Below are 23662 nucleotides of genomic sequence, written 5' to 3' on the forward strand. Positions count from 1 at the left end.
AAACCGCGCAGCAATAAGGCTCCATAAGCAAGAAGGCCCCCGATATCGGGGGCCTTCTTGCTGGCGTCGGTGCTGCACTTTTGCTCCGGAAATCTGCTGCACATTCTCTCCGGCGTTGACACTCGCGGCGCTTTTGCTCCGCTGCCTCGCGCATGTGACGTTTGAAGGTAGAGGACAGATCCTTGGCGAGCTGCGCCTTGGCGTTAGCCACGGTCGGCAAGCGTTCTGGGTCACCTAGGCGAGCCAGCACCTCCTTCGCCTTCTTGCCAACCGTACGTGCGACGGAAAACACCTCTCCCTCCGGTGAAAGCACCACGTGAGCGCGCCGATCCCCCTTGGCCAAGGAGAACCCTCTCGCCCTGAGCGCCTGCGCGAAAGCTGCGTGAGAGTCAGAAGCGGCCCAGCACTCCTGCATTATGGCTTTTAAGTCGCGAGCATCGCGGCCTGCACGCTTGGCCTGATGCCATTCGGCGAGCGTAAAATTGCGCGGGTCGGCTTCGCGGCTGTTCACTAGGCCGCGTGGCATTTTCCAGCCGTTCTCGATGTAGAGTTCGCGCGAGAGGTCGCGAAGCTTCATCTTGAAGAAAGACAGATTCTTTGCCGTCATTGTGTCGGCATCAATCCGGCTCCAGACGGCGTGGGCGTGCCGGCGGCCTTCCTTTTCGTGGAAGACAACAATGCGCGGCTGGCCGGTGAGGCCATTCTTCTCCTCAATGCGGGCGATGGCAGTCTCGAACGTCTCTACTGGCACACGTTCAAGGGGCGGCGGGTTGAGCGAGACGGAGAACAGGAACTGTTTGCACTTCGTACCCTTGCTGATCGCATAGGCCTCTTTTAACGCGCCCACGACGTCTTCGGAGACGAAACCACGGATCTCGTGTACCTCGATGTGCTCATTGTCTTGGGTCTTCATAAGGTGAAGCCCCAATTGCTTGGCACCACTGCGCTGCGAGGCTTTGAGGATCATCCCGGAGCTACCTCTCCCTGATGCCGAGTGTCTTCATCAACAAAGTCTTCATTTCGGCAATGTCAGCGCAGGCCTTGAGCACGGCTGCTTCAGTATCTGGCGCGTAGGGCAAAAGGCCTGATGCCATGGCGTAAGCGATGGATTTAAGCGAGCTGGTCGCCGGGCCTATGAGTGCCAGCGCCTTGGCGGCAGAGGCCGCTTTGATGGTGTCTCGGCGCCGCGCAGCTTTAGGTGCTGCATTGTCATTCGCCGGAAAAAGCTGGTCACGCGCATAGGCGCTCAGCGGTTTGCTGCCAGCGCGGTGTGAAAGCTGCGCCATCTGTTCCGGCGATACCGGAACGGAGAGGATTCGGCGGGCTCTGGCTTGTTTGTGCTCATGGGGCGATTCCGGCATCATGCCGAAAGAATGACATGGCTCGAAGATCATTTTGGGCGGAAGGGCGACAATGAGCGAGGAAAGCTTCGTTGAGAAGTATGCCGGTGAAGATTCCGGCAAGGCCCAAATTTTTTTGGAACTGTATCGTGAAGTCGTCGCGGACTTGCTTGCCAGCGCCGAGGATACCATCCGGCGAGAATCGGATCGGGAGTATGAACACGGTCACTCAACGGATCAGATGTGGCAGAGGCTGGGGATCGTTAAGGCAAGCGTACGATACGCGCATGAGCTTGCGAAGAATTCACGGATGGCATCGCAACGGAGGCTGAAAGCGCAGTACGAGCTTGATGGCAGACTTCGCCATCCGTGAGGGTTAAGCCGTCTGTGTCTCGACGCTTCATCGAACCTTTCGCCCACCGTTCTCCGGGCGACCTGCTAGCTTACGGTGCAGGATACGGAGCAAACAGTTGAAAATCCTCGACTAACGCGCTCTCAAGCTCTTCGAGAGCGGCGAGCAAATTGTTCGAACTAGCTCCACTTGGGTGCGCCATTCCTGAATAAAAGAGCGAACTCTGGGCGCAGTATTTTCGAGCCCAATAGATTCGTGGTGTGATGGCGCGCCGCGGCGATACGATGGTGCGCCAACCATTGTTCAGGTCATGAGCTTCCAATTCGTCGCTATTCGCAGCTCTTTTCGGTCCTTCGGGTGGAAACATAGAGAATTGCGAGAAGCAGGACTAACGTCGTCAAAGACGCGTAGTCGCGGGGCAAATTTAATCCGCCAACCTCTGCCGGTTTGGTGAGAAAGTCGCCGAAGGTCGCACCAAATGGACGCGTAAATACGAAGGCAATCCAAAATAACAGGACGTCAGGCAGGGACTTTGAATAGTGCAGAGCGCCGACAATCAGAATGATCGCCGCCGTCACCGCCGCGCCTTGCAGGAACGTGAACCCGATATTGTCGGTGAGGAAATCGCCAAACGCTGTGCCAAGGCTGTTTGAGAATAGGACGGCGAGCCAAAAGAAGAGCTCACTATCATTTCTGTAAAGCGGATAGACCGTGAGATTGCCGGTGCGCATGTACCAGCATGCAAGCGTGACGAGCAGTCCGACAACCAAGAGTGCCGAACCTAACGCGTACCCGAAGCCGAGGGAACGATCCATAAAATCGGAGACTTCAGTTCCGGCCGTTGTCGTTGCGATAATCGCCAGCCAGAACAGCAGCGGATGAAAGGCGCGCGATTTGATCTGGGCCGCGAGAACGACGATGAGGACGGCGAACGTGATGGCCAGTCCTATATAATATCCGAGGTTAAGCGACATCGAGATATAATCGCCGGCGGTTTCTCCGAGTGTTGTCGCGAGGATTTTCAGAATCCAGAATGAAAGCGTAATTTCTGCAACTTTCGATACGGTCGCCGCATGTACGCCATCTCCGTTACTCATGACCGTCTTTCCTTCGTCTGTGGCAGTATGCGCTGCCGTTGTGATGTCGTACATATCGGACGATCAAAAGTTCACGCACATAGGAGCTGATACAGTGGAATTAAAATTCGGCTGGCTCGTATGGGCTCTTCTGTCGGCGACTTTCGCGGCATTGACGGCGATCTTCGCAAAAATTGGCGTTGCCAACATCGATTCGGATCTCGCGACATTCATCCGCACGGTGGTGGTTATGGCGGCTTTGGGCGTCATACTTCTTGCGCGCGGTCTTTTTCAACAGATCGGCGATGTCTCACTTCATACGTATCTGTTTCTTGTGCTCTCGGGCTTGGCTACGGGAGCATCTTGGCTCTGCTATTTCAGGGCTCTGCAGATCGGCGACGCCGCCCTTGTTGCGCCGATCGATAAGCTCGGCGTCGTTCTGGTCGCGATATTTGGCGTAACGGTTCTCGGAGAATCTCTTTCGCTGATGAATTGGATTGGCATTGCGATGATGGCTTCCGGAGCTGTGCTTGTGGCTTGGCGGTGAGCGTCGGGTGTGAAGCAATTCAAATTCAGCCTCCCGATTTCGATAAAGCTTGGTTTACGTTTTCGAGTCGTTGGCGTGCCCATCTGTTTTTCGGATCAAGGTTCAACGCATGCTCAAGATCAAGCTTTGCGTGATGAAATTCGCCCAAATCCGCAAATGCAACGCCACGACCGTAATAGGCATCGGATCGATTAAGGCTCGGTCTGTTCGTTGCGGCAATGAAACGGGAACACGCCGCGAGAGCCTCAATCGGTGTAAGCTCTGACCCAAGGCAAGTTTGCCGATCTACATCCTCATTGGCGGATGTGTCCGGTCTGTCGCAAGCTGCAATACCGCAAAGAGCGCCGATGACGACAAGCAAAATCGGGTATCGCTTTTCAAGCATGCGTCGGATTGCGCTGGGCACCATTCAGCTAATGCCAAGTGAAAAAGGCGATGAACTTATGCCAAGCGACCGTGACGGCATTTTGCGGCGCTTGCGCGGATGCGTCCGGCGGCAACGGAGATTCCGCATTTTGCTGTTCCGATGTCGGCAAGGCCGGCGTTTCTCCGAGAAACGCGCGCTTGGCTTCTTTGAGTGAAAAGCTTTTGACGGGCCAGTTGAGACACGTCTTGTCCTTCAACGCATGACATCCGTGGGCGCTGTATGACGACTTGATGAGCTTCGCGCACGCCTTATTCAGAAGGTCCTCGCCGAACGGCAATCCTTCGATGGCTTCCGACTTTCGAATTTCACAGCGAACGCTCAAATTCGGCGGGGTGCAGGTTACGCAGACCGTTCCCGCGCCTGCTTGCGAGGTTACAACCAAAGACCCAGCCACGAGCGCAATTCGGTGTTTTCGGCAAACATATCCTGTCGGATGGAACATCTGGTCATCCCCCTCGTCCGGCTTCGAAATTCAGAGGGATGTCCGCCGTCAATGAGGCCGCAGCATCGCCGACTTGTATGATTCCATGCTTTCAAGCTGCGGCGGTTGTCGAGAACCATACAGATTTCTAATGTTCTCGCCTTAGTCCGATCACCTTGCGTTCCGAGGTCACGGTGGTCGGCTCGTTGGCTTCGCACATCAGCACAGTTGAGCAACGTTTTCCGGTATGATCTTAAAAGGGGTGAGCACAGGACCTCCCCTCTCTTGAGCATGACGGCAACCGAACGACGATCCCGACAATATGTTTTTCAACGAAGATCCCTGATGCGAATTCTTCTCATCGAAGACGACGACCAAACGGCAAAACTCGTCAAACAAAGTCTCGTCAAACATGGTTACGATGTCGACGTTTCCAATGACGGCCAGATTGGTTTTAAGTTTGCCGTTGTCGGCGGGTTCGACGTGTTGGTCATCGATCGGATGCTGCCCGGAATGGACGGACTTTCCATCGTTCAACGTCTTCGCGCAGCCCGAGTGAGTTCGCCTATTCTGTTTTTGACCGCCGTTGGCGGTATCGAAGACAGGATCGAAGGCTTCGAAAGCGGAGCTGATGACTACCTTGTGAAACCATTCGCGCTCGGGGAGCTCGTCGCGAGGGTCGCGGCTCTCGGCCGGCGGCCTCCGATTGCGCATGAAGATTTCTATTTTAAGATTGCCGACCTCGAGGCCGATTTGATCAAGAGGGAAATCAAGCGTGGCGGAGAGATCATCCGTTTACAGCCGCGCGAGTTCCGCATGTTGGAAATTCTGGTCCGCAATCGCGGTCGCGTCGTCACGCGCTCAATGCTGCTCGAGCAGGTTTGGGATTTGGAGCTCGATCCGAAAACTTCTATCGTGCAGACGAACGTCAGCCGCTTACGATTGAAAATCGATCGACCCGGCGACATTCCATTGATCCGTACCGTAAGGGGCCTTGGCTATCGCATCGATGACAAAGACTAGACTGACGCAGCGCGCGGCCATTCGACTGGCGGCATTGGTCGCGGCGATCGTTTCGCTGACAAATCTCGCGATCTTTTCAGTTTTGTACTTTGTGATCAGCGCACAGCTTGTCGATAATCTCAAAGCTCATGTCGACGAGGTGCGCAGGACGTTGTCGGACGTTGATGTCAGGGGTGGCTTCGAGGGGGTCGCTGCGATGGTCAATCGTCATGCCGCGGTCGCACAGTCAAACGAAGACATTTATCTCCTTGTGGATAGCAAGGGTGAGTACGTTGCAGGCAACATCCGGGTGATTCCTCGCTTCTCTGGTTGGAAGACGATCCCATGGGGCGAGTTGCCATTGGTCGGAACGTGGACGGCGCCGCGTACAAGCACGGCTGTTCTCGGGCGATGGACGCCGGTGAAAAATGGCGCGTTGTTCGTCGGCGATGGAAATGGAGACATCAAGGACGCGCAACGCGTACTTTTGACAGGTCTCTTGTGGGGTATTGGGCTGTCCGTCTTGTCAGCCATGATCGGTGGCTACGTTTCGGGGATGAGCGCCCAACGGCGCATTGCGACGATGGATGCGGTGCTGAATGCCGTCGCATCGGGCCGCCTAAAGGAACGCGTCCCTCTCAGTCGCGCGGGAGACGATCTCGACCAAGTTTCCGTGTTGATCAATGCGACGCTCAACAGATTGCAGGCTCTCATCGATAATCTGAAACAAGTATCGATGGATATCGCCCATGACCTACGAACGCCGATAGCGCGCATGCGGCAGAAACTTGAAATCACGCAATCTGGCCCACAAGACCTTGCCGCATATCAAGAGGTCGTTGGAGCGGCAGTGCAGGAAATCGACGAGATTTCGGAAACGTTCGACGCTCTGCTGAGGATTTCGGAGATCGAATCCGGAGCGCGGAAGACGAAGTTTGTTGATGTCGAACTCAACAGCCTGCTTAACAATATCCTGGATGCGTTGGAAGCTGTCGCCGAAGAGCGGACTCATAAACTTTCTGGGTCCATCAGCGATTCACCGCGCATGACTGTCCACGGTGACCGGAAACTTCTCAATCAGCTCTTTATCAATCTGATCGAGAACGCGATCGTACATTGTCCGCCGCAATCGGAAATTGACGTCGAACTGAGCGAGGAAGACGGACGATCGAAGGTGACTGTCAAAGATACCGGACATGGAATTCCAGTCGAAGAACGCGACAAGGTATTCAGGCGTCTCTATCGTTTGGAGAAAAGCCGTTCGACAAAGGGAAGCGGTCTTGGACTCAGCCTCGTGGCGTCCATTGCAGATTTGCATGGGGCAAATATTACTCTCGCCGATAACGATCCGGGTTTGATCGTTGCAATCACCTTTCCAAAGCGGCAGATGTCCGATGCCGTTTAGCTTAGAGACGCTCTTCTCGGCTCGTTCCGCCGTACGATGCCAGCTCCGGCGCGCCACTTATTTTAAGACTCAGATCAATTTCGCGAGCGGCTATTTTTTGCTATTGTGTCTCGTCTCATCGTCTTGAGCTTTTGAGTTCACTAGGTCGATGAGCGATCATCCACTGTCATTGTCCGTTGGCCAGCCTTGGCAATGTCGGCCGATGTCCGAAAGGAGCGCCCCTATGAAACGCCTTGCCTTCGCCATTCTCGCGCTCGCCCTGACGTCCGGACTTGCCGGCGCCGAGGACAAGATTGCCGCCACACTCTACAAGCAGCCCGGATGTCAATGTTGTGATGCGTATGCGGATTATCTGCGCGAAAACGGCTTCGATGTCGTGGTGTTGGAACGTGGGGAAGCGCGGAATGCCGTGCCGTCCGTGCGTAAAGACCTCCGAGGTTGCCATTCGACGATGATCGACAAGTATGTGATCGAGGGGCATGTCCCGGTAGGTCCGATCAAGCGCCTGCTTGCAGAAAAGTCGGATATCAAGGGCATTTCGCTTCCGGATATGCCGCAAGGTTCCCCCGGGATGTCGGGGACCAAGCAAGGGCCGTTTAAAATTCTTTCCATTCCTGACGGAGAGGGACCGGCGCCGGTCTACATGACGGAATGACGTCGCGGCCGCGAAGGGCCGCTTCTCCGGTATCGGAGAGTCGAGATCAGGGTTTATGAGTGACGGTCGCTCGAGATAGGCAGCGTCTAAAAAGACAGTTGCGTCTCGATAGCGCATAGTCTTGGCCTATTATATCGTATTACGATGTATAGAGATTTTATCTACTCTCTGCGCCGCGATCCAACGCCGATACTCCAGCAGACATGAAGTATGGTTTTGACAATGTGCGTAGGAAAGTAGACGATTTTTTCAAATTTTGCTTCGTGGCTAGAACGCATCTTTCAGCTAGGGGCTTGGTTCAGAATAACGGCTTTGTCTGCCGCCATATCTTGACGGCTTGCAAAGCTAAATTCCGCAAAAAAAGAAAGGGAGAATTCCGGTGGCCGATTCAAGCGCAAGTCCACTCGTCACAGCCGATTGGGTCAGGGACAATCTCGACAATCCAAAGATCAGGATCTTCGAAGTCAGCGTCGATCCCGAAGTTTACAAGCGCGCGCACATCCCCGGCGCCGTCAATCTCGATTGGCATGTCGATCTCGTCGACACCGTGAACCGGGATATTGCCTCGCGCGCCAAGTTTGAGACGTGCTTGCGAAAGGCCGGCGTAACGCCAGATACGACGATCGTCATCTACGGCGATCATAACAACTGGTTCGCGGCCTGGGGCGCCTGGATTCTTGATATCTACGGGCTTGGCCATAACGTGCGCCTGCTCGACGGCGGGCGAAAGCTCTGGGAGGCGCGTTCGCTTCCCGTCACTGCGGATGTGCCGAGCTTTGCCGAGTCGTCGATCGTCCTGCCGGATCGCAATGACGCCTTGCGGGCTCGCCTTGTCGACGTGCTGGCCATTGCGGAGGGCCGGACTGCCGGGCAGCTGATCGATATTCGTTCGCCTGATGAATATAGCGGAAAGATTTTTGCGCCGGAGGGTGTGAAGGAATTATCCATTCGGGCCGGACATATTCCGGGTGCTGAAAATGTTCCCTGGGGGACGATCGTGAATGACGACGGCACATTCAAGCCCGTTGATGACATCCGCGCGATTTATGCCGCGAAAGGCGTCGACGGTTCGCAGCCGGTCGTCACTTATTGCCGGATTGGGGAGCGGTCGAGCCACTCGTGGTTCGCGCTAAAGCGGATACTTGGATACGAGGTCCGTAACTACGATGGGTCGTGGACGGAATATGGCAATGCCGTCGGCGTTCCGGTGACCAACAAAAGCGGCACGATCTGGCTCGGCAAATAATCCGTTCGCAGTTTTGGGACGGTGTTAACCCGGATTGACGTCTCGCTCGCCGACGGCATAGTCATCTCCTGATCCTATCAGCGAGAGGTAAAAGGGGCGCCCATTCGTGGTTTATGCCGACAATCTCATTCATGCCGTCGGCAACACGCCGTTGATCAAGCTTCGACGGGCGTCGGAGGAAACGGGGTGCACGATTCTCGGCAAAGCCGAGTTTATGAATCCCGCGCAATCGGTCAAAGACAGAGCGGCGCTGTTTTTGATCGAGGATGCTTTGACGCGCGGGGCCATCAGGCGGGGTGGTGTCGTCGTCGAGGGCACGGCTGGGAATACCGGGATCGGTCTCGCGGCGCTCGGCTCGGCGTTTGGATTGCGCACGGTCATCGTCATGCCCGACACGCAGTCGGTCGAGAAAAAGGACGTGGTTCGCGCGCTCGGGGCGAAGCTGGTTGAAGTACCGGCGGTGCCCTATGCAAATCCCAATAACTACGTTCATTACTCGCGTCGCCTGGCCGAGGCGCTCGCGAAAACGGAGTCCGAGGGGGCCGTTTGGGCGAACCAGTTCGATAATATCGCCAATCGCGACGGGCACGCGCGGACGACGGCGGAGGAAATCTGGCGACAGATCGATGGCAAAGTTGATGGCTTTGTTTCCGCGGTCGGGACAGGGGGGACGCTCGCTGGAATTGCGCTTGGGCTCAGGTCGCGAAGCGCAGCGGTGAAGATTGCTCTCGCGGATCCGCCCGGCGCGTCGCTCTATTCATTCTATACGCGCGGGGTTCTTGAAGCGCACGGAGGCTCGGTGACAGAGGGCATCGGTCAGGGCCGCATCACGAAAAACCTCGAAGGTTTCTCGCCTGACTTCTCATTCGAGATTCCCGACACAGAGTCAGTTCCGCTGGTGCATCGACTCGTCGTGGAAGAGGGCCTTTGCGTCGGAGGCTCGAGCGGGGTCAATATCGCGGGCGCAATGGCGCTGGCGCGGGAACTGGGGCCGGGTCATGTGGTGGTGACCATGCTTTGCGATTCCGGGACGCGCTACCAGTCGAGGCTCTTCAACCCGTCATTTCTCGCATCCAAAAACCTGCCGGTCCCCGCCTGGCTTTCGCCTGAGAGCGCGAGTGGTCCGCCGCCAGTGTTTGCGTAGGACGCGCCAGGGCGCCACTTGCGTCCTGAGCGGCCGTGTTCGGTGCGGTTCGTTTCGCTTTGGCGCGGAAATTTTCTAAGCGGAAACCTAAGATCGGAATTGGGCCACCCGTATACCGGGAGGCAATGTTTTCCGCGGAAGCTTGCTCCGAGGATATTTTTCGGAGTTGCGCCAGCGGGAAGGTCGGCCATGAGAGTGATGATGCTTATCGTGTTCGCAACGGCGGCAATGACCGGTTTGGTGAATGCGGGGGATGGGCCTGGACGCGACCGTGGACCTGGCGGACGTGGCTGGGGTTGGGGCTCTGGGCTTAATGTGTTCGTCGATGTTCCGATGACGGGTGCTCAGGCGGGCGTTCAGCAAGATCCGCAGCGCGACCAATGCCGCGAAGCCCGGCACGGTTGTTTTGGGCAATGGGGCGTCGAGGAGCCCGGATACAGCCGCTGCATGCAAAGCAACGGGTGCTGATTAATTTTCCAAAGCAAGCAATTTGTTTTGAAGGCCGAAAGCTGAATGCTTCCGGCCTTCTTTTATGAATTCGTGAAGTCGATTTTAAATTACTGGTCAGCTTTCTTGCCGGTGATCTCGTTCCACTTGCTTCCGAGCTGTTTTTTCAAGTCGTCGACTTTTTTGGAGGCTTCATCGGTTTTTGCGGTGAAGGCGGTGCGAGCTGAAGTGTAGTCAGTATCGGACAACTCAAATTCGGTCATGAAGGGACAACCGCCGTGACTGAGCTGGGGTGCGAGATAACGCACGCGCACGGTGTTTGCCGTCGCGCCCGGCCCGACCTTCATGACGACGGAGTCCTTATCCATCCGGCATTTTTCGCCTTTGGCGATCTTCTTCATGTCGATGGTGACGAACTTGCCGTTTTCGTTGAGCAGGGTAACGTCCATCGTGCTCGGGACAAACGCCATTTCGACGTTGCCGTTGGGTTCGGCGTGGGCCGCGAGCGGGATGGCGAACAATGCGAGTGCGATGAGGGTGCGTGTGGATTTCATCTACGTTGTCCTGGTGGGATGCGTTGAAAACAAACGAGTGCTTAGTTAGGTGTTCGGAGGAATTCCGCAATCTCGTCGTTGGGTGGAAGAAGCGAAATATTGGGATAATCTCGTGACGGCTTCATGCCGGCGGCGCGGAACTCGACGGAAAGTGTGTGCATCGCCACAAACCGGACGTACGGCCGCCAAGTTCCTGTCCAGATTTAAGAAACATTACGTGCGCCGCGTGCGGTATTTGCTTGCGGCTTCGGCTGGCGCGCGCTCACCGAGCGTGACGTATTCTGCACCGGGGATACCTCACGAGAATTTTCTGTCGTGATTTCGAAAAACATCAAATTCGCTGTAAATTCATCGCGGGCACATTTTACGGGGACATTCGCCGATGATCGAATGGGCAAACAGAGAGCTATCGACACTCGAGGGACAACTTGCGTTCTGGAAGTCGGGCGTCGCACGTCTGGTCAATGGTCCTTATGATGACGACACCATTACGCGGTCCGTCATCAACACGCTTGAAAAGCACGTTGCCGATTGGCGCGATTTGATGGCCCGGCACGACATTCCCGTTCAACAGCTTCAGTCGTCGGATAAAGAGCACTGAGCGTTGCGGCGCGCGCGTCGTTTACGGGCTGTGCATTTGATATGCCCGGCGACCGAAACAGTCTGACGTTCGATATTGTGCGGCCTTCGAAATGGCGAGGGGCCCGGCGGGGGGATGCCGGACCCCTCTATCGAAGCGGCGCGCTTGAGGGTTGAGGGACGGCGCGCATCTTCGAGGAAACGTTTTCAGCGGTGCGAAGCGGTGTCACCGCAGGTCTCGGCGTTATGGCCTCACTTTAGGCGCGCCAATTCGGACAAGCGCGTGCTGTTCAGGATCTCGATCTGAAATGCGCCGCGCAGCCGGATGATGTTCTGCCGTATCAACTCGCTGAAACATTGTTCGAGAGCCACCATCGAGATTCCGAGGTGGAAGGCGATCTCGGCATCCGAACGTCTGACTTCGATGATGTTTGCTTCCGTTTCGGCGTGCCTGTTCAGGTGCTCGTGATGTTGAAGGAACGCTGCGAGCCTGCCGATATGAGGCGCGTATTTGAGGTGTGACGGCGGCTCCTTGCTTTTCAGGGGAATTGGCTTGGCGATGTTCAAAGGGGTCTGCATCGGTAGCTCCTGCTAAGCTTGCGCGCGATGGGGGCTTCGCGTTGAAATGCGAGCGTTGGCGCGGCGTGATCTACCTGCGCCCTCTCTATCGCGGAAACTATTCAGCGGTGCGGTCTAAGACGAGCAATTTGCCAATTAGGCCGGATGGTCTACCAGGACCTCGGTTTCCTTAGTTCTGGGGTACTTGGCTCGGGCGCTTTGCCGCCGAGACGGGCGGCATTCCGATCGGCTGGCATACCGAGATTTAATGCAAAGCAGCTTGATATCCGACCCGATTGCGTTCCAGGCTGTCGGCAGGTCCCGCGGAAGACGGACACCGGATGCGACGCGTCTCCTTGAAAGTGCTGATCGCGGCCGCGATTTCGGTCGTATCGCTGTTGCTCACCGCGGCGGTTTCCTACGTCATTGCGCACGACGCGGTGAAGCGTCTGGAATTGCAGATCGGCCGATCGCTCGCGCTTCTCGCGGACGAAATGCAGGACAAGCTCGACCGTGCGATGTTCGAGCGCCTGCAGTCTCTCGATGACATGACGGAGATCGCGAAGATACCCGCCAAGACCGAAACTCCCGACTCCTTGCGCGCGGCGCTGGAACGCTTTCAGACGGCATACGCCGACTATTCCTGGATCGGGTTTGCAAACAACGACGGCCGGATCGAAAGCGCAACCGGCGGGATTCGCGAAGGCCGGAATGTCAAGGATCGGGAGTGGTACAAGAAAGGCATAGAGGAACCTTACGTCGGTGAAGTGAAGGTTCGTGACGGCGTATCGGAAAAATCTCCGTCTGGGCGCGTGACAGATTTCATCGATCTGGCGGTTCCCGTGTTCAACGACGACGAAACGTTGGGTGTCCTCGGTGCGACGCTCAGCGCGGACTGGGCCGAAGAGGTGAAGGACACGCTGCTCGGTAGCATGAAAAATTCCATTCATGCCGACGTCATCGTTCTCAATGAAAAAAAGCAGGTTTTGTTTGGACCGGATGACGTTCCGGGACAAGAGCTCGACCTGCCGAGCATAAAGGAGGCGCGCGCGGGCGTTGCGAATTTCGCCGTTGAGCAATGGCCGGATGGGCAGTCGTATGTCACCGGATTTTCGAAGAGCGACGGATATCGGTCGTATCCGGGCCTGCATTGGATCGTGCTCGTCAGAGAAAACCAGACGCTGGCATTCGAGCCGGTGAGGAGCTTGCAGCGAAATATTCTGCTTTGGGGTGGGGCGTTTTCCGCGCTTGCGGCCATTCTCGCCTGGATGCTCGCAGGCAAGTTGTCCCGGCCGTTGCTTCAGCTCGCGGATGCGGCGGAAGGTTTGCGCCGCGGGCGTCAGGTCGATTTTCCGGCGGTTGACGGGTATGATGAAGCGCGTGTGCTGGCCCAGTCGCTCCGTTCGATGGTTGCGGAACTCGGGGCGCAGCGGGCATCTCTCGCGGCCGCGAACCAAACGCTCGAAAGTCAGGTGCGCGAGCGCACGCAGCGTCTGGCCGAACAGAATATCGGACTTGAGCGCGCCAAGGCGGAAGCCGAGCAAGCGACCGAAGCCAAGTCGCGCTTTCTTGCGGCGGCGAGTCATGACCTGCGGCAACCTCTGCACGCGCTCACTCTGTTCGCGCGGGCGCTCTCGAGGCGTGTGCAGGGTGGGGAAGCGACGACACTGGTCGCGCAAATGGAAGAAGGCCTGCACGGCCTCAAGGGCATGTTCGATGCCTTGCTCAATGTCTCGCGCCTCGATGCAAAGTTGATCGAACCGGCGAAGGCCGCAGTATCGGTTTCGGAGGTCATCGAGCGCGTGTCGGTTGGCTTCAAGGTGGAAGCTGAGCAGAACGGACTGAAATTTCTGAGCCGGGCGCAAAACTGGACGCTCGAGACCGATCCTGCGTTGCTCGAGACAATCATCCGCAATCTGGTTTCGAACGCGCTGAAATTTACGAACCAGGGCGGCGTCATTCTTGCCGCGCGGCGCCGGAACGGCCAACGCATGATCGATATCTACGATAGCGGCCCGGGTCTTTCGCCGGAGCAGCATGAGAAGATATTCGAGGAGTTTTCTCGCAACGATCGGCGCGCGCGCGGCGCCAACGACGGGTTAGGTCTCGGACTTTCGATCGCGCGGCGCTACGCAGACCTTTTGGGCATGAGGATCGTCGTCTGCTCGCGCTGGCAGAAGGGTTCGCGATTTACCATCGTTCTACCTCCGGAGCGCGTGATCGAAACCTTGCCGCAGACCGTCGGCGCGCCCAAGGACGAGGCCGACATTCATGGTTTCAAGATCCTCGTTCTGGACGACGAAGAGCTTATCGTTGCGGCGCTGAGCCGAGATCTCAGGGATCGCGGTAACGTGGTGTATGGTTATCAACGCGCCGCGGAAGCGGAAGCGGCGTTTTCCGATGGACTTGCAATCGACGTCGCAATCCTGGATTTCGATTTGCGCGATCGCGAAACGGGACTTGAATTCATCAGCCGGATGTCACGCGAAAACGGCGGTTTTATTCCGGCTGTCATCCTGTCGGGCGGAACGGATTCGGTTACGCTTGCGACACTTGCCAAATCTGGACGGCCATGGTTGACGAAGCCTGCCGACCCGGAGCTCATTGTCGCGACGCTACATGCGGTCATAAGAGCCGGCAGATCTGCCGTACGTCCTCCGGCTGTCGAAGAGCGTGTCAATTTCGATTAAAACGCAGAGTTGCCCATGACGAATGCCAAACGAGATGCTGTCCTTGTAGCCGATGACCATAGTCTCTACCGGACCGGCTTGGGCTTCCTGTTGAAAGACAGGCTTGGGTTTCACACCGTCGTCGAGGCGGCGACCTTCGATGCGGCGCTCGATCGGTTGTCTGAGCTCGAAGACATCGGGCTTGCATTGTTCGATCTGTCGATGCCCGGCGTATCCGGCCCTGAAAGCCTTGGCGTGATCAAGGAAACGTATCCAGACGTGCGCGTGGCGATCGTTTCCGGATCTGAAGAGCGCGGCGACGTATTGAAAGCTGTCGCGACAGGGCTCGGCGGCTATGTGCCGAAATCGCTGCAGGACGATGAAATCGTGGCGGCGCTCCGGGACATTCTCGATGGACGTATCTACGTGCCGAGGTTCATGACGTCTTCAGGCTCGCCGGCGGCGGCTCGAACATCGACGCCGGAGCAGATCGAGAAGAAGTGGGATACCAGCGGCGTAACCGGCACGAAGCCTATTTCACCGCGCCAACGCGATGTTTTGGATTGTGTCCGCCGAGGTCTGTCCAATAAGGAAATTGCGCGTGAACTCGACATCGCGGAAGGCACGGTCAAAATTCACCTCGCTGCCCTCTTCTCGCATTTCGGCGCCAGGAACCGCACCGAACTTGCGACGCGGTGCTAATGTCTGGATCCTTTGCGCGAATGCAGCCGACGAGCCGCCTCAGCGGTATCCGAGTTTTTGGACAAGCCATGCGTGCAGAATGTCGGGATCGAATGGCTTGCGAATAACGGGAAATGGTTTGCAATCCGACGCGTAGTCTCCGTGGCCCGTGGTCACGATCGTCGGAATGGAGCGGCCTAAAGCGGATGCAATCGCCAGGGCGTCTCGGACGCCGCGCATTTGACCGCCAATTTCAACATCCGTCACGATGGCTGCGATCTGATGGAGGCGTGAGCCGAGTGTGCTGACCGCCTCTTGCGAGGAGCGTGCGGCGATGCACGCGTAACCCCAATCATCGATGAGCATCGTGAGCGCAAGCGAAGACTGGTAATCATCTTCGATGACCGCGACCAACGGCCGTGACTCGGCGTGCAAGACCGATCGTTTGGTGTCGGATGCGAGCGCGGGCCCCATCGTTAGTGACTCCTGACCTCATAACGGCGCGTCGTACCTAGAAAAAATCTTTTCGCCACCGTTTGCCAGTCAGCGGGAGGCTATAGGCCACAAGTCCTATTCTCGCGGGGCTGAGACGGCTCTTGTGCCGGGCAACCAGCCGAATGGCTTGCGTGCTTGCGATTGTTGAAGGGGAGAGGCCGCCTTAATATGTCGTGCGGTCGCGGGGCAAGCTCGTACGGGCGTTTGCGCGTGTGTCTATTCGTATTTCCCTACCGGCAGGATACGCAGAATTCATGAACACCTCAGCGACGGCTCGCAAGCGTGCGACGTGGTACAACCCTCTTTCGGTCTGGCGTTCACTCGTCTTGCGACCTCGCGCCTTCGCCGCCGCCATCGCCGGGCTTGCGGTTTTCTTGCTGCTGCCGAATTCCTTTCGCGGCCCGGTTCGCGAAGCGCTGGCGTGGTGCGCCGGTGGCGCTGTCTATCTCATCATGGCGTTTCGCGTTATGCGCAATTGCTCTGGGCAAGCGCTGAGAAAACGAGCGGCTCGCCAGGATGACAGTGCCGTCGTCATTCTCGTCGTCGTCCTGCTCGGTATCTTTTCGAGCTTCGCCGCAATCTTCGGGATCATCGCGGAAGCCAAGGGAGCCTCGACCGACGGCAAGCTTTTCTTCGTCGGACTTGCTGGCGCGACAATCGTGATATCCTGGCTCGTGACGCAGATCGTATTCACGTTGCACTATGCGCACGAATTCTATGCGCCGCACGGAGCGGCCAATAAGGATGCGCCGCAAGCTCTCGCATTTCCGGAGGACAAGGAGCCCGACTACTGGGATTTTTTCTATTTTTCGACGTCGTTCGGCGCGGCGTCGCAAACGTCCGATGTGATGATCAATTCCAAGTCCATGCGGAGGCTTACGACCTTGCATGCTATTGTTGCTTTTTTCTTCAATACGATGGTTTTGGCGCTGACCATCAATCTGGCGGCCAGCCTCGCTTAAACGCGAAAAAAAATGGAACCAAACTGGGGTGCGGAATGTTTGGTTCTGCTTAGAGATGATTTAAAAATGATCCGTGCGGCCCTTCAAATAGGCTTAGCGTGCAGGGGCATTCATACTAAAAATGCAGGACAATCCCGTTTCGAGCGGAATTTCCGTTTTGAATCAAGCACTCAGTGAAAATCATGAAAGCCGTTTCGAGAACGAGCGGCAGCTGCTTGCGGCTATTTTCGAGACAAGTCCCGAATGCATTAAGATCGTCGCCCCGGACGGCCGGCTCGTTCAGATGAACCCGTCTGGCCTTCGGATGGTCGAAGCGGAGAACGGGGCGCAGGTTGAAGGAGCTTCCGTTCTCGATCTCATCGCGCCGGAATTTCGCGATGCCTGGCAGGCCAATCATCAGCGCGTCTGCAACGGCGAAAGGCTGATGTGGACTTTTGATATCATCGGATGCGGAGGCACGCGGCGGCGGATGGAAACGCATGCCGTCCCGATCCGTCTCGCCGATGGCAAAACTGGCCAACTTGCGATCACGCGTGACGTCACGGCACGGCGAGAAGACGAGCTGAAGGCTGCGCGCCTCGCGGCCATCGTCGCCTCTTCCGACGATGCGATCGTTGGCAAGACGCTCGAGGGCATCATTACCAGCTGGAATGCGGGTGCGGAAAAAATATTCGGGTATTCGCCTGAGGAGATCGTCGGGCAGCCTATCACGCGCATCATTCCGCCTGAACTGCAATTCGAAGAGGAGAATATTCTTGCGCGAATCCGCAGTGGGCAGCACATCGATCATTTCGAAACCGTGCGTCTCGCAAAGGATGGCCGACGTATCGATATTTCAGTCACCATATCGCCGATGCGTGACAATTCCGGTAATCTGATCGGTGCATCAAAAGTCGGGCGCGATATCACGGAACGCAAGCACGCCGAACGACTGCAGCAGCTGTTGATCGGTGAACTCAATCATCGCGTAAAAAATACGCTTGCGACGGTGCAATCGATCGCCAACCAAACCGTTCATCGTGCAAAAAGTCCCAGCGATTTTGCGGCGAGCTTCGGTGGCCGACTGCAATCACTAGCGAGAACTCATAATCTGCTTACCCAATCGACATGGCAGGGAGCGGAACTTTCGGCTATCATTCGCAACCAGCTGCCGTTTTGCGGCAGCGAGGACGAGCGCATTTCCAGTTCCGGCCCTTTGGTGATGCTGAACGCGCAGGCCGCATTGCATTTAAGTCTCGTTCTGCACGAGCTTGCCACGAATGCGATCAAATACGGCGCCTTGTCCGACCCGCGAGGGACGCTTTCGATCCGGTGGATGGTTCGCACCGACGCTCAGCGCAAACTTATTTTGCAATGGGAGGAGCGAGGCGGCCCGAAGGTTACGGTGCCGCAATCGCGCGGTTTCGGGACGACGCTGATAGAAAAGAGTCTCGAAGCCCATGGCGGCGTCACGTCAATTCGTTACGAGGCGGAGGGCGTGACGTGCGAAATCACGCTGCCACTTCCGGAGAGCGAGTCCAGCGGCAGCGGATCGTATTTCCGTCCGCTGTTCGAGGGGCCCCAAGCTGTGCAAGGACTTGCATCGTCGTCGCAGAATAGCACGATTGAGGGTAAGCGCATTCTCGTCGTTGATGACGAGCCGCTGATTGCGATGGACATTGTCGCGAGCCTGGAAGACGCAGGGTGCGAGGTGGTCGGCCCGGCGACGACGCTGCAAAAAGCGTTGAGCCTTGTCGAAAGCGAGGATATCGACGCGGCGCTGCTCGATGCCAATCTTGCGGGAGATCCGGTCGATACGCTGGCCGGTGTGCTCGTCGGGCGGAAAATTCCATTCGCATTCGTCAGCGGCTATGGACGCGAGGGATTGCCTGAAGCCTATCAGCAGATGGCGTTGATCAAGAAGCCGTTCCAGCGGCAGCGGCTTATCGATGTCGTTCAGGAAATGGTCAACGGCGACAATGTCGTCGTGCCTTTCAGGAAAGCGACCTGATCGAGCCGACAGACGTCAAATCTTTTCGACGAACACGGTGCCTGCGGAATAGCCGGCGCCAAAACTGCAAATCAAGCCGCGCTCTCCGCCCTTAAAATCATCATTCGCGGTGTGGAATGCGATGATCGAGCCGGCGGAGCTGGTATTCGCGAATGTATCGAGAATGATGACATTCTCGTCAGGGCGCGGCTCGCGTCCAAGCACCTTGCGGCCGATCATTTCATTCATGTTGATGTTAGCCTGGTGCAGCCAAAGCCGTTTCAGCGCGCGCGGATCGACGCCGATATCGCGGGCGTGAGCGAGGATCAGTTCCGACACCATCGGCACGACTTCCTTGAAGACCTTGCGTCCCTCCTGCACGAACAGCTTGTCGACTTTGCCAATGCCTTCCGGCGCAGCGCGATTCAGAAATCCGAAGTTGTTGCGGATATTGTTCGAGAACTGCGTCTGGAGACGCGTGCCGAGAATGCGCCATGCGCCCGGCGTTTCAGAACCCGATATGATGACGGCGGTTGCGACGTCGCCGAAGATGAAATGACTATCACGGTCCCTGAAGTTCAGGTGGCCCGAGCAGATTTCCGGATTGACCATCAGAACGGCATTTGCCGAGCCGCTTGCGATGAAGTCGGCCGCCGTCTTTATTCCGAAAGTCGCGGACGAGCAGGCGACGTTCATGTCGAACGCGAAGCCGTTCAATCCGAGCGCATGTTGCACTTCGACGGCCATCGCGGGATAGGGGCGCTGCATGTTCGATGCCGCGCAGATGACGGCGCCGATGTCGCTTTTTACGCCTGTCCAATGGCTGAACGCGTCGTTGGCGGCGGCGACCGCCATTTCGGCGAGGACCGAAATCTGGTCGTTGGGACGTTCGGGGAGGACGGGCCGCATGATCGCCGGGTCGAGGATGCCCGTTTTGTCCATCACGTGACGCGATTTGATGCCGGAGGCTTTTTCGATGAACTCGGCCGAGGAGGGCTGCAGCGGCGCGACGGTCGCATCGGCGATCGCCGCAGCGTTCTCAGCGTTGAACCTTTCAACGAAAGCGTTGAAAGCGGCGACCAGTTCATGATTGCTGATGCTGAAAGGTGGAACGTAAAGCCCGGTTGCGGCAATTACGGGTTGTGGCACGGCGGGTGTTTCCAGGATCGGGCGAAGCCGGTTCAAGCGGCCCCTTGTTTTTGTCGACGCGCTTCATAGCACGCCGACGACGCACTGTCGCGAGGGCGCGGAAGGCCGGCCTTTGGCATGACCGTAATGCCGCCGGGTGCTTGAATCCTGGAGAAATGGGGCGCGGCCACGCTGCAATTTACCGAGCCCGGAAGAGCCCGCAGAGCGCGGCCGCGAGGAGGACCCGGATACGCGATACCTCAATCCAGGTTTCCTGATACATAAACCGAAATTGGTTGCGATAATGCAAACGCGAAACAAACGGATGCTTAACGCCGGAAGAATTCGCGCTTCAGCAGACCGCGCATCATCGGCACCGTTATGATGTGTGGAAGAACCTTTAACGCGACGACGAATACGAGATTGAACAACCCCGGCGCGATGACGCGCTGACCGAACATGAAGCGGCGATAGGCGCTTCGCGCGACGCGGTCGGCCGTCATGGACGGTAAGATCATGCGATACAGCGATCTCTCGGCGCCCATGTCGCGATGAAATCCGGTGTCGACAGGTCCCGGCGTCAAGGCCGATACGCGAACGCCCTGGCCCGCGACTTCGCTGGCGATCGCCTCGGTTAGGAAGAGAATATAGGCTTTGCTGGCGTAGTAGGCCGCCTGGTTGGGTCCGGGTACGTAGGCGCCGAGGGACGCGATATTCAAAATGCCTCCCTGCCGGCGTGCGATCATATCCGGAAGTGCGGCGCGGGTCAGCCGCGTCAGGCTTTCGACGTTCAGCGCGAGAAGGCGTGACAAATCCTGCGGCGTTTGTTCGAGGAACGGCCCGGCGAGGCCCGTTCCCGCGTTGTTGACGAGCACATCGAGATACAAATTCGCGTCGGTGAGCGCCGCCGCGATGATCTCCGCGGCGTTGGGCTCGGTGACGTCGCATAGGATCGAAAGCGGTTCCACGCCGGTTGCGGTCTTGAGGCCGGCGATGGCTTCGGCGAGAGTGAGGGCGTTGCGCGCCACGATGACGGTCGTGTGATCCGCTTCGATGAAGCGTTTGGCGAGCGCCAATCCTATTCCGCGCGATCCCCCAGTGATGACGACGGCCGGCTTCAAATGGGCGACTGTGGAGCGCGCAAGACGAACGGCATTCGCGTCGACGGGCGCTCGCCACGGTAGCAGACGGGAAAGCCAGGCGGCGGTTTCAGGCGGCATGCGGTCTCCTGGTGTTCGACGAGTGAGCCGCACGGAACGTAGGCAGGCCCTTCAGCGGCAGCAAGAGTGGTCCGCTTGGCGCTTGCCCAGATACGAATTTGCCGGACACGAAAAATCATTCCCGGATAGGCAACGATAGGGTTGATTTCATGCGCGCGTGCGCGGTTTTCGGAGAAGCGGGGACAGCAACCTAATTTCTCCATTCTTTAAGGGCACGGCTTTGCTAAAAGGAGCGCGGCTGGCCAGGGGTAGGCCAGTCCTCAGCTTTTTCGGGCACATCAAGCAATCGTCGGGTGGGATCAGGTGACTCTTGCGTTGTTGAAGGACGGTATGCGCAGCACGGGTTCCATTTTGCTGCGGCGGATCACTGCGATCCTGCTCGCGTTGTTCACGGTCATTGTCAGTGCCAGCATGCCGGTCAGCCTCGATGCTGTCGATGGCGTGGAAGCGGCGCAACGGCCGCCCTTGAGCGTGCCCATCTTCGTTTCGTCGCGTGATGATCTTTGTTACGACAACGGGCAGCTCGCCGCGATCAAACGGCTCACAGTGCAAGAGCAGCGCCGCGTCAACCGCAATGGCGGCGTTGCCGGCCGGAGGCTGCAAGTGATGTTCCTCGATGATCAGCGCGACGAGAAGAAGGCGGCTGCCAACATGGCCGTGGCGCTTGCCGATCCTCAAACCCTTGCGATGATCGGCATGTCGAATGCGACGCGGGCGAAGGCGGCCTTCGATGCATCGGGCAAGGAGCTCAAGACGAGCGGCATTCCGTTCGTCTCCGACATTTCGGTCGGCGGTCTTTTTGCCGATTATCCGAACGTGTTTACGACGCGACCTTCCGAAGACGAAGAGCGAATGCCGGTTATCGCGGAATTCGTGAAGCAGATGAAGATCGCACGTCCGGCGTTCATCGGTGTCGATGGGGCGGTGGCGAGCAGCAATTTCGGTGACGCGCTGACGAAGCTGTTCGGGGCCGGTGTCATGGCTGCCGACCATCGCCTGCATACCGTCGGCGATGATATTCTCGATTCGAGCGAGCTTGCTTCGGCGATTGCCGACCTCAAGAGCAAGAACATCGATTTTGTTTTTCTCAGTGTCGGCAGCAGCCGGACGAAAGATGTTCTGAAGCAGTTCAAGGACGCCGGTCTGACGCCACCGGTCTTCATGACCGGCCGTCTGGCGTCTCTCGATCTCAACGGCGATGCCGCTTATCCGAACGATATTTTCCAGCTCGCATGGGACGGATTTCCGGACGTCTACAATGACCGGCTGCGCAAGCTCGTATCGGATTCTTCCGATCCGAGCGCCTGGATTTTCCAAGGTGCGAAAAATAATGCCGCTCCCGGCTGGAAAAGCGGCAAGTGCAAGGCGCGTGACGAGGACGTTCCGTTAAGCGTCGTCGACGATGACAACATGCGGGCGCTTTCCGCTGGAACGCAGTATGCCGATATGGTCGGACTCCTTGCGGAAGCGGCACGAGGAAAGGACGTGACGACCAGTCTGCCGGAACTTCGCAGCTTGATCGCTCAGCGCCTGCAGTCGGCCTATGCGTTGGGGCGCGGCACGTTCCAGGGACGCTTCGATAACTGGTCGTTCCAGCAGGCGTCGCGCGCGGCTGCACGAACGCCGATGATTCTCATGCTGCCGCGTGGCCTCGGGCATACGCAGCTTGCGCCGTTGCAGTTCGCGCACCTGCGCAACAATCACATGCAACGCATCGACACGCTCTACGCCGATATCGATCTCATTCGTGCCGAGCACATCGACGACAATGAAAAGACATTTCTGGCTGATTTCTACCTCTCGATGAACGATCGTGGCGGCGCGTCGATCGACCAGATCGAATTTTCCAACGCCTACCTGGAGCCGGGATCAAACGATAGGCAGATCACCGTTCGGCCGATTCACGATGGCGGCAAGAGCGAAGCGTTCCCGGATCACATGAAGATTTATCGCGTGTCCGGCAAGTTTCTCTATGAGCCGCAGCTGCTCGATTATCCGTTCGATACGCAGCGGTTCTCAATCGATATTCAACCCAAGAACGGCAATGCGCCGTTTATCGTACAGCCGCCGCCGGATAATCTGCGTGACAGGCTCGTCAATGTCGATGGCTGGCTGCCGAAAGATCAGTACGTCGGATACGACGAGGATTTCGTGCGCACCGTCGATGCGCAGACCCTCGAGCCGAGCGTCGTGCCGTTTTACAAGGCGAATTTTGTTTGGCTGATGAAGCGGCAGACGACCGATTATTTCCTGCGTGTCGTCGTGCCTCTCGGCTTCATCCTGATGATCGCCTATCTTTCGATCTTCATCTCGACGCATCACTTCGAGGCGATCGTCACCATTCAGGTCACCGCGCTTCTGTCGGCGGTGGCGCTCTATCTGGCGTTGCCGAAGCTGGATGCGAACGTGGAGACGCTGTCGGATCGCATGTTCTTATTCAGCTATCTGATGCTGAGCATGATCATCGCTGTTACGATCGCGCGGGTGAACAGGTGGATAGAGCCTGTGGGCTGGCTGCGAAAGTCGCTCAGCTTCCTGCATATCGCCGGTGTGCCGCTCGCCACAGCGGCGCTGGCCTTTTATGTCTACGAACTCAGTTTGAGTTAGCCGCCGGCGAGCCCTTCACGTGTCATATGCGTGACATCCATGCTTCCAATGCACGGAATTAACTGCATTTAGCCACTGCTCATTGCCGACGCAGTTCGTTATGGAGCTTGGGCTGTTAGATCCGTCGAGCCTCAGGGTCTGTCGGGCGATTTTGTCGCTGAAGAAATTACGGCGGGAC

General features: G+C 57.3%; 23 protein-coding genes. 14 read left to right on the top strand and 9 right to left on the bottom strand.

Annotation, left to right across the window (positions count from 1 at the left end; all coding sequences use genetic code 11):
- On the bottom strand, positions 1-967 hold a 967-nt coding region (locus WC026_RS14495), incomplete at its 3' end, for a relaxase/mobilization nuclease domain-containing protein (protein WP_372711720.1).
- Positions 968-974: 7 nt separating this feature from the next.
- Complete coding sequence (locus WC026_RS14500) at positions 975-1394, bottom strand: hypothetical protein (protein WP_372711721.1); 420 nt, start codon at positions 1392-1394, stop codon at positions 975-977.
- Positions 1395-1413: 19 nt separating this feature from the next.
- On the opposite strand from WC026_RS14500, the gene WC026_RS14505 reads away from it, so the two are divergent.
- Complete coding sequence (locus WC026_RS14505; RefSeq protein WP_372711722.1) at positions 1414-1713, top strand: hypothetical protein; 300 nt, start codon at positions 1414-1416, stop codon at positions 1711-1713.
- Between the two features lie 308 nt (positions 1714-2021).
- On the opposite strand, the gene WC026_RS14510 is transcribed toward WC026_RS14505, so the two are convergent.
- Positions 2022-2789 (bottom strand): hypothetical protein, encoded by a 768-nt coding sequence (locus WC026_RS14510; protein ID WP_372711723.1) that lies wholly within the window; start codon positions 2787-2789, stop codon positions 2022-2024.
- A gap of 43 nt (positions 2790-2832) precedes the next feature.
- Here WC026_RS14510 and WC026_RS14515 point away from each other — a divergent pair, with 43 nt between their 5' ends.
- The gene (locus WC026_RS14515) at positions 2833-3315 is read left to right on the top strand and encodes an EamA family transporter (RefSeq protein WP_372711724.1); all 483 of its coding nucleotides are present in this window, start codon (positions 2833-2835) and stop codon (positions 3313-3315) included.
- 413 nt (positions 3316-3728) lie between these two features.
- On the opposite strand, the gene WC026_RS14520 is transcribed toward WC026_RS14515, so the two are convergent.
- Entirely contained in the window at positions 3729-4136 is a 408-nt protein-coding gene (locus WC026_RS14520; RefSeq protein ID WP_372711725.1) for a hypothetical protein, read from the bottom strand.
- 372 nt (positions 4137-4508) lie between these two features.
- Here WC026_RS14520 and WC026_RS14525 point away from each other — a divergent pair, with 372 nt between their 5' ends.
- The 6 genes from WC026_RS14525 to WC026_RS14550 all read left to right on the top strand — a co-directional run bounded on the left by WC026_RS14525 (position 4509) and on the right by WC026_RS14550 (position 10083).
- Entirely contained in the window at positions 4509-5186 is a 678-nt protein-coding gene (locus WC026_RS14525; protein WP_372711726.1) for a response regulator, read from the top strand.
- On the top strand, positions 5173-6570 hold the full coding sequence (locus tag WC026_RS14530) for an ATP-binding protein (protein ID WP_372711727.1): 1398 nt from the start codon (positions 5173-5175) through the stop codon (positions 6568-6570). The genes WC026_RS14525 and WC026_RS14530 overlap by 14 nt, the downstream gene beginning before the upstream one ends.
- A gap of 223 nt (positions 6571-6793) precedes the next feature.
- Positions 6794-7225, top strand: coding sequence for a DUF411 domain-containing protein (locus tag WC026_RS14535; protein ID WP_372711728.1), 432 nt, complete (start codon positions 6794-6796; stop codon positions 7223-7225).
- A 379-nt stretch (positions 7226-7604) separates the two neighbouring features.
- On the top strand, positions 7605-8471 hold the full coding sequence (locus tag WC026_RS14540) for a sulfurtransferase (RefSeq protein WP_372711729.1): 867 nt from the start codon (positions 7605-7607) through the stop codon (positions 8469-8471).
- 106 nt (positions 8472-8577) lie between these two features.
- Positions 8578-9615 (top strand): cysteine synthase A, encoded by a 1038-nt coding sequence (locus tag WC026_RS14545; protein WP_372711730.1) that lies wholly within the window; start codon positions 8578-8580, stop codon positions 9613-9615.
- A 189-nt stretch (positions 9616-9804) separates the two neighbouring features.
- The gene (locus WC026_RS14550; RefSeq protein ID WP_372711731.1) at positions 9805-10083 is read left to right on the top strand and encodes a hypothetical protein; all 279 of its coding nucleotides are present in this window, start codon (positions 9805-9807) and stop codon (positions 10081-10083) included.
- A gap of 89 nt (positions 10084-10172) precedes the next feature.
- On the opposite strand, the gene WC026_RS14555 is transcribed toward WC026_RS14550, so the two are convergent.
- Positions 10173-10583: a hypothetical protein gene (locus tag WC026_RS14555; protein WP_372711732.1), complete on the bottom strand. Its 411-nt coding sequence runs from the start codon at positions 10581-10583 to the stop codon at positions 10173-10175.
- Positions 10584-10998: 415 nt separating this feature from the next.
- On the opposite strand from WC026_RS14555, the gene WC026_RS14560 reads away from it, so the two are divergent.
- Positions 10999-11217 (top strand): hypothetical protein, encoded by a 219-nt coding sequence (locus WC026_RS14560; protein WP_372711733.1) that lies wholly within the window; start codon positions 10999-11001, stop codon positions 11215-11217.
- Between the two features lie 230 nt (positions 11218-11447).
- Here the strand turns inward: WC026_RS14560 and WC026_RS14565 are convergent, their stop codons facing one another.
- Entirely contained in the window at positions 11448-11774 is a 327-nt protein-coding gene (locus tag WC026_RS14565; protein WP_372711734.1) for a helix-turn-helix domain-containing protein, read from the bottom strand.
- Positions 11775-12094: 320 nt separating this feature from the next.
- Here WC026_RS14565 and WC026_RS14570 point away from each other — a divergent pair, with 320 nt between their 5' ends.
- Together WC026_RS14570 and WC026_RS14575 are read left to right on the top strand one after the other, a co-directional pair.
- Positions 12095-14443, top strand: a complete 2349-nt coding sequence (locus tag WC026_RS14570) for an ATP-binding protein (protein ID WP_372711735.1) — start codon at positions 12095-12097, stop codon at positions 14441-14443.
- Between the two features lie 15 nt (positions 14444-14458).
- Positions 14459-15124: a response regulator gene (locus tag WC026_RS14575; RefSeq protein WP_372711736.1), complete on the top strand. Its 666-nt coding sequence runs from the start codon at positions 14459-14461 to the stop codon at positions 15122-15124.
- A gap of 39 nt (positions 15125-15163) precedes the next feature.
- Here WC026_RS14575 and WC026_RS14580 read toward each other — a convergent pair whose 3' ends face one another.
- Positions 15164-15577, bottom strand: coding sequence for a response regulator (locus tag WC026_RS14580; RefSeq protein WP_372711737.1), 414 nt, complete (start codon positions 15575-15577; stop codon positions 15164-15166).
- 275 nt (positions 15578-15852) lie between these two features.
- On the opposite strand from WC026_RS14580, the gene WC026_RS14585 reads away from it, so the two are divergent.
- Together WC026_RS14585 and WC026_RS14590 are read left to right on the top strand one after the other, a co-directional pair.
- The gene (locus WC026_RS14585) at positions 15853-16560 is read left to right on the top strand and encodes a DUF1345 domain-containing protein (RefSeq protein ID WP_372711738.1); all 708 of its coding nucleotides are present in this window, start codon (positions 15853-15855) and stop codon (positions 16558-16560) included.
- A gap of 157 nt (positions 16561-16717) precedes the next feature.
- Positions 16718-18550, top strand: a complete 1833-nt coding sequence (locus tag WC026_RS14590) for a PAS domain S-box protein (RefSeq protein ID WP_372711739.1) — start codon at positions 16718-16720, stop codon at positions 18548-18550.
- Between the two features lie 15 nt (positions 18551-18565).
- Here the strand turns inward: WC026_RS14590 and WC026_RS14595 are convergent, their stop codons facing one another.
- Both WC026_RS14595 and WC026_RS14600 read right to left on the bottom strand, forming a co-directional pair.
- Complete coding sequence (locus WC026_RS14595) at positions 18566-19678, bottom strand: beta-ketoacyl-ACP synthase III (protein WP_372711740.1); 1113 nt, start codon at positions 19676-19678, stop codon at positions 18566-18568.
- Between the two features lie 308 nt (positions 19679-19986).
- Positions 19987-20877 (bottom strand): SDR family NAD(P)-dependent oxidoreductase, encoded by an 891-nt coding sequence (locus tag WC026_RS14600; RefSeq protein WP_372711741.1) that lies wholly within the window; start codon positions 20875-20877, stop codon positions 19987-19989.
- Positions 20878-21207: 330 nt separating this feature from the next.
- Between WC026_RS14600 and WC026_RS14605 the strand changes: the two genes are divergently transcribed.
- Positions 21208-23484: an ABC transporter substrate-binding protein gene (locus WC026_RS14605; protein ID WP_372711742.1), complete on the top strand. Its 2277-nt coding sequence runs from the start codon at positions 21208-21210 to the stop codon at positions 23482-23484.
- Positions 23485-23662: the final 178 nt, after the last annotated feature.

Source organism: Hyphomicrobium sp. (genome assembly GCF_041674905.1).
Lineage (GTDB): Bacteria > Pseudomonadota > Alphaproteobacteria > Rhizobiales > Hyphomicrobiaceae > Hyphomicrobium_B.

Excerpts from the sequence above, each read along its gene's own strand:
- WC026_RS14560 (WP_372711733.1), top strand. The coding sequence starts at position 10,999 with ATGATCGAATGGGCAAACAGAGAGCTATCGACACTCGAGGGACAACTT.
- WC026_RS14525 (WP_372711726.1), top strand. The coding sequence starts at position 4,509 with ATGCGAATTCTTCTCATCGAAGACGACGACCAAACGGCAAAACTCGTC.
- WC026_RS14550 (WP_372711731.1), top strand. The coding sequence starts at position 9,805 with ATGAGAGTGATGATGCTTATCGTGTTCGCAACGGCGGCAATGACCGGT.
- WC026_RS14515 (WP_372711724.1), top strand. The coding sequence starts at position 2,833 with ATGTCGTACATATCGGACGATCAAAAGTTCACGCACATAGGAGCTGAT.
- WC026_RS14580 (WP_372711737.1), bottom strand. The coding sequence starts at position 15,577 with ATGGGGCCCGCGCTCGCATCCGACACCAAACGATCGGTCTTGCACGCC.
- WC026_RS14530 (WP_372711727.1), top strand. The coding sequence starts at position 5,173 with ATGACAAAGACTAGACTGACGCAGCGCGCGGCCATTCGACTGGCGGCA.
- WC026_RS14575 (WP_372711736.1), top strand. The coding sequence starts at position 14,459 with ATGACGAATGCCAAACGAGATGCTGTCCTTGTAGCCGATGACCATAGT.
- WC026_RS14500 (WP_372711721.1), bottom strand. The coding sequence starts at position 1,394 with ATGATCTTCGAGCCATGTCATTCTTTCGGCATGATGCCGGAATCGCCC.
- WC026_RS14600 (WP_372711741.1), bottom strand. The coding sequence starts at position 20,877 with ATGCCGCCTGAAACCGCCGCCTGGCTTTCCCGTCTGCTACCGTGGCGA.
- WC026_RS14535 (WP_372711728.1), top strand. The coding sequence starts at position 6,794 with ATGAAACGCCTTGCCTTCGCCATTCTCGCGCTCGCCCTGACGTCCGGA.
- WC026_RS14565 (WP_372711734.1), bottom strand. The coding sequence starts at position 11,774 with ATGCAGACCCCTTTGAACATCGCCAAGCCAATTCCCCTGAAAAGCAAG.
- WC026_RS14505 (WP_372711722.1), top strand. The coding sequence starts at position 1,414 with ATGAGCGAGGAAAGCTTCGTTGAGAAGTATGCCGGTGAAGATTCCGGC.
- WC026_RS14570 (WP_372711735.1), top strand. The coding sequence starts at position 12,095 with ATGCGACGCGTCTCCTTGAAAGTGCTGATCGCGGCCGCGATTTCGGTC.
- WC026_RS14585 (WP_372711738.1), top strand. The coding sequence starts at position 15,853 with ATGAACACCTCAGCGACGGCTCGCAAGCGTGCGACGTGGTACAACCCT.
- WC026_RS14510 (WP_372711723.1), bottom strand. The coding sequence starts at position 2,789 with ATGAGTAACGGAGATGGCGTACATGCGGCGACCGTATCGAAAGTTGCA.
- WC026_RS14605 (WP_372711742.1), top strand. The coding sequence starts at position 21,208 with ATGCGCAGCACGGGTTCCATTTTGCTGCGGCGGATCACTGCGATCCTG.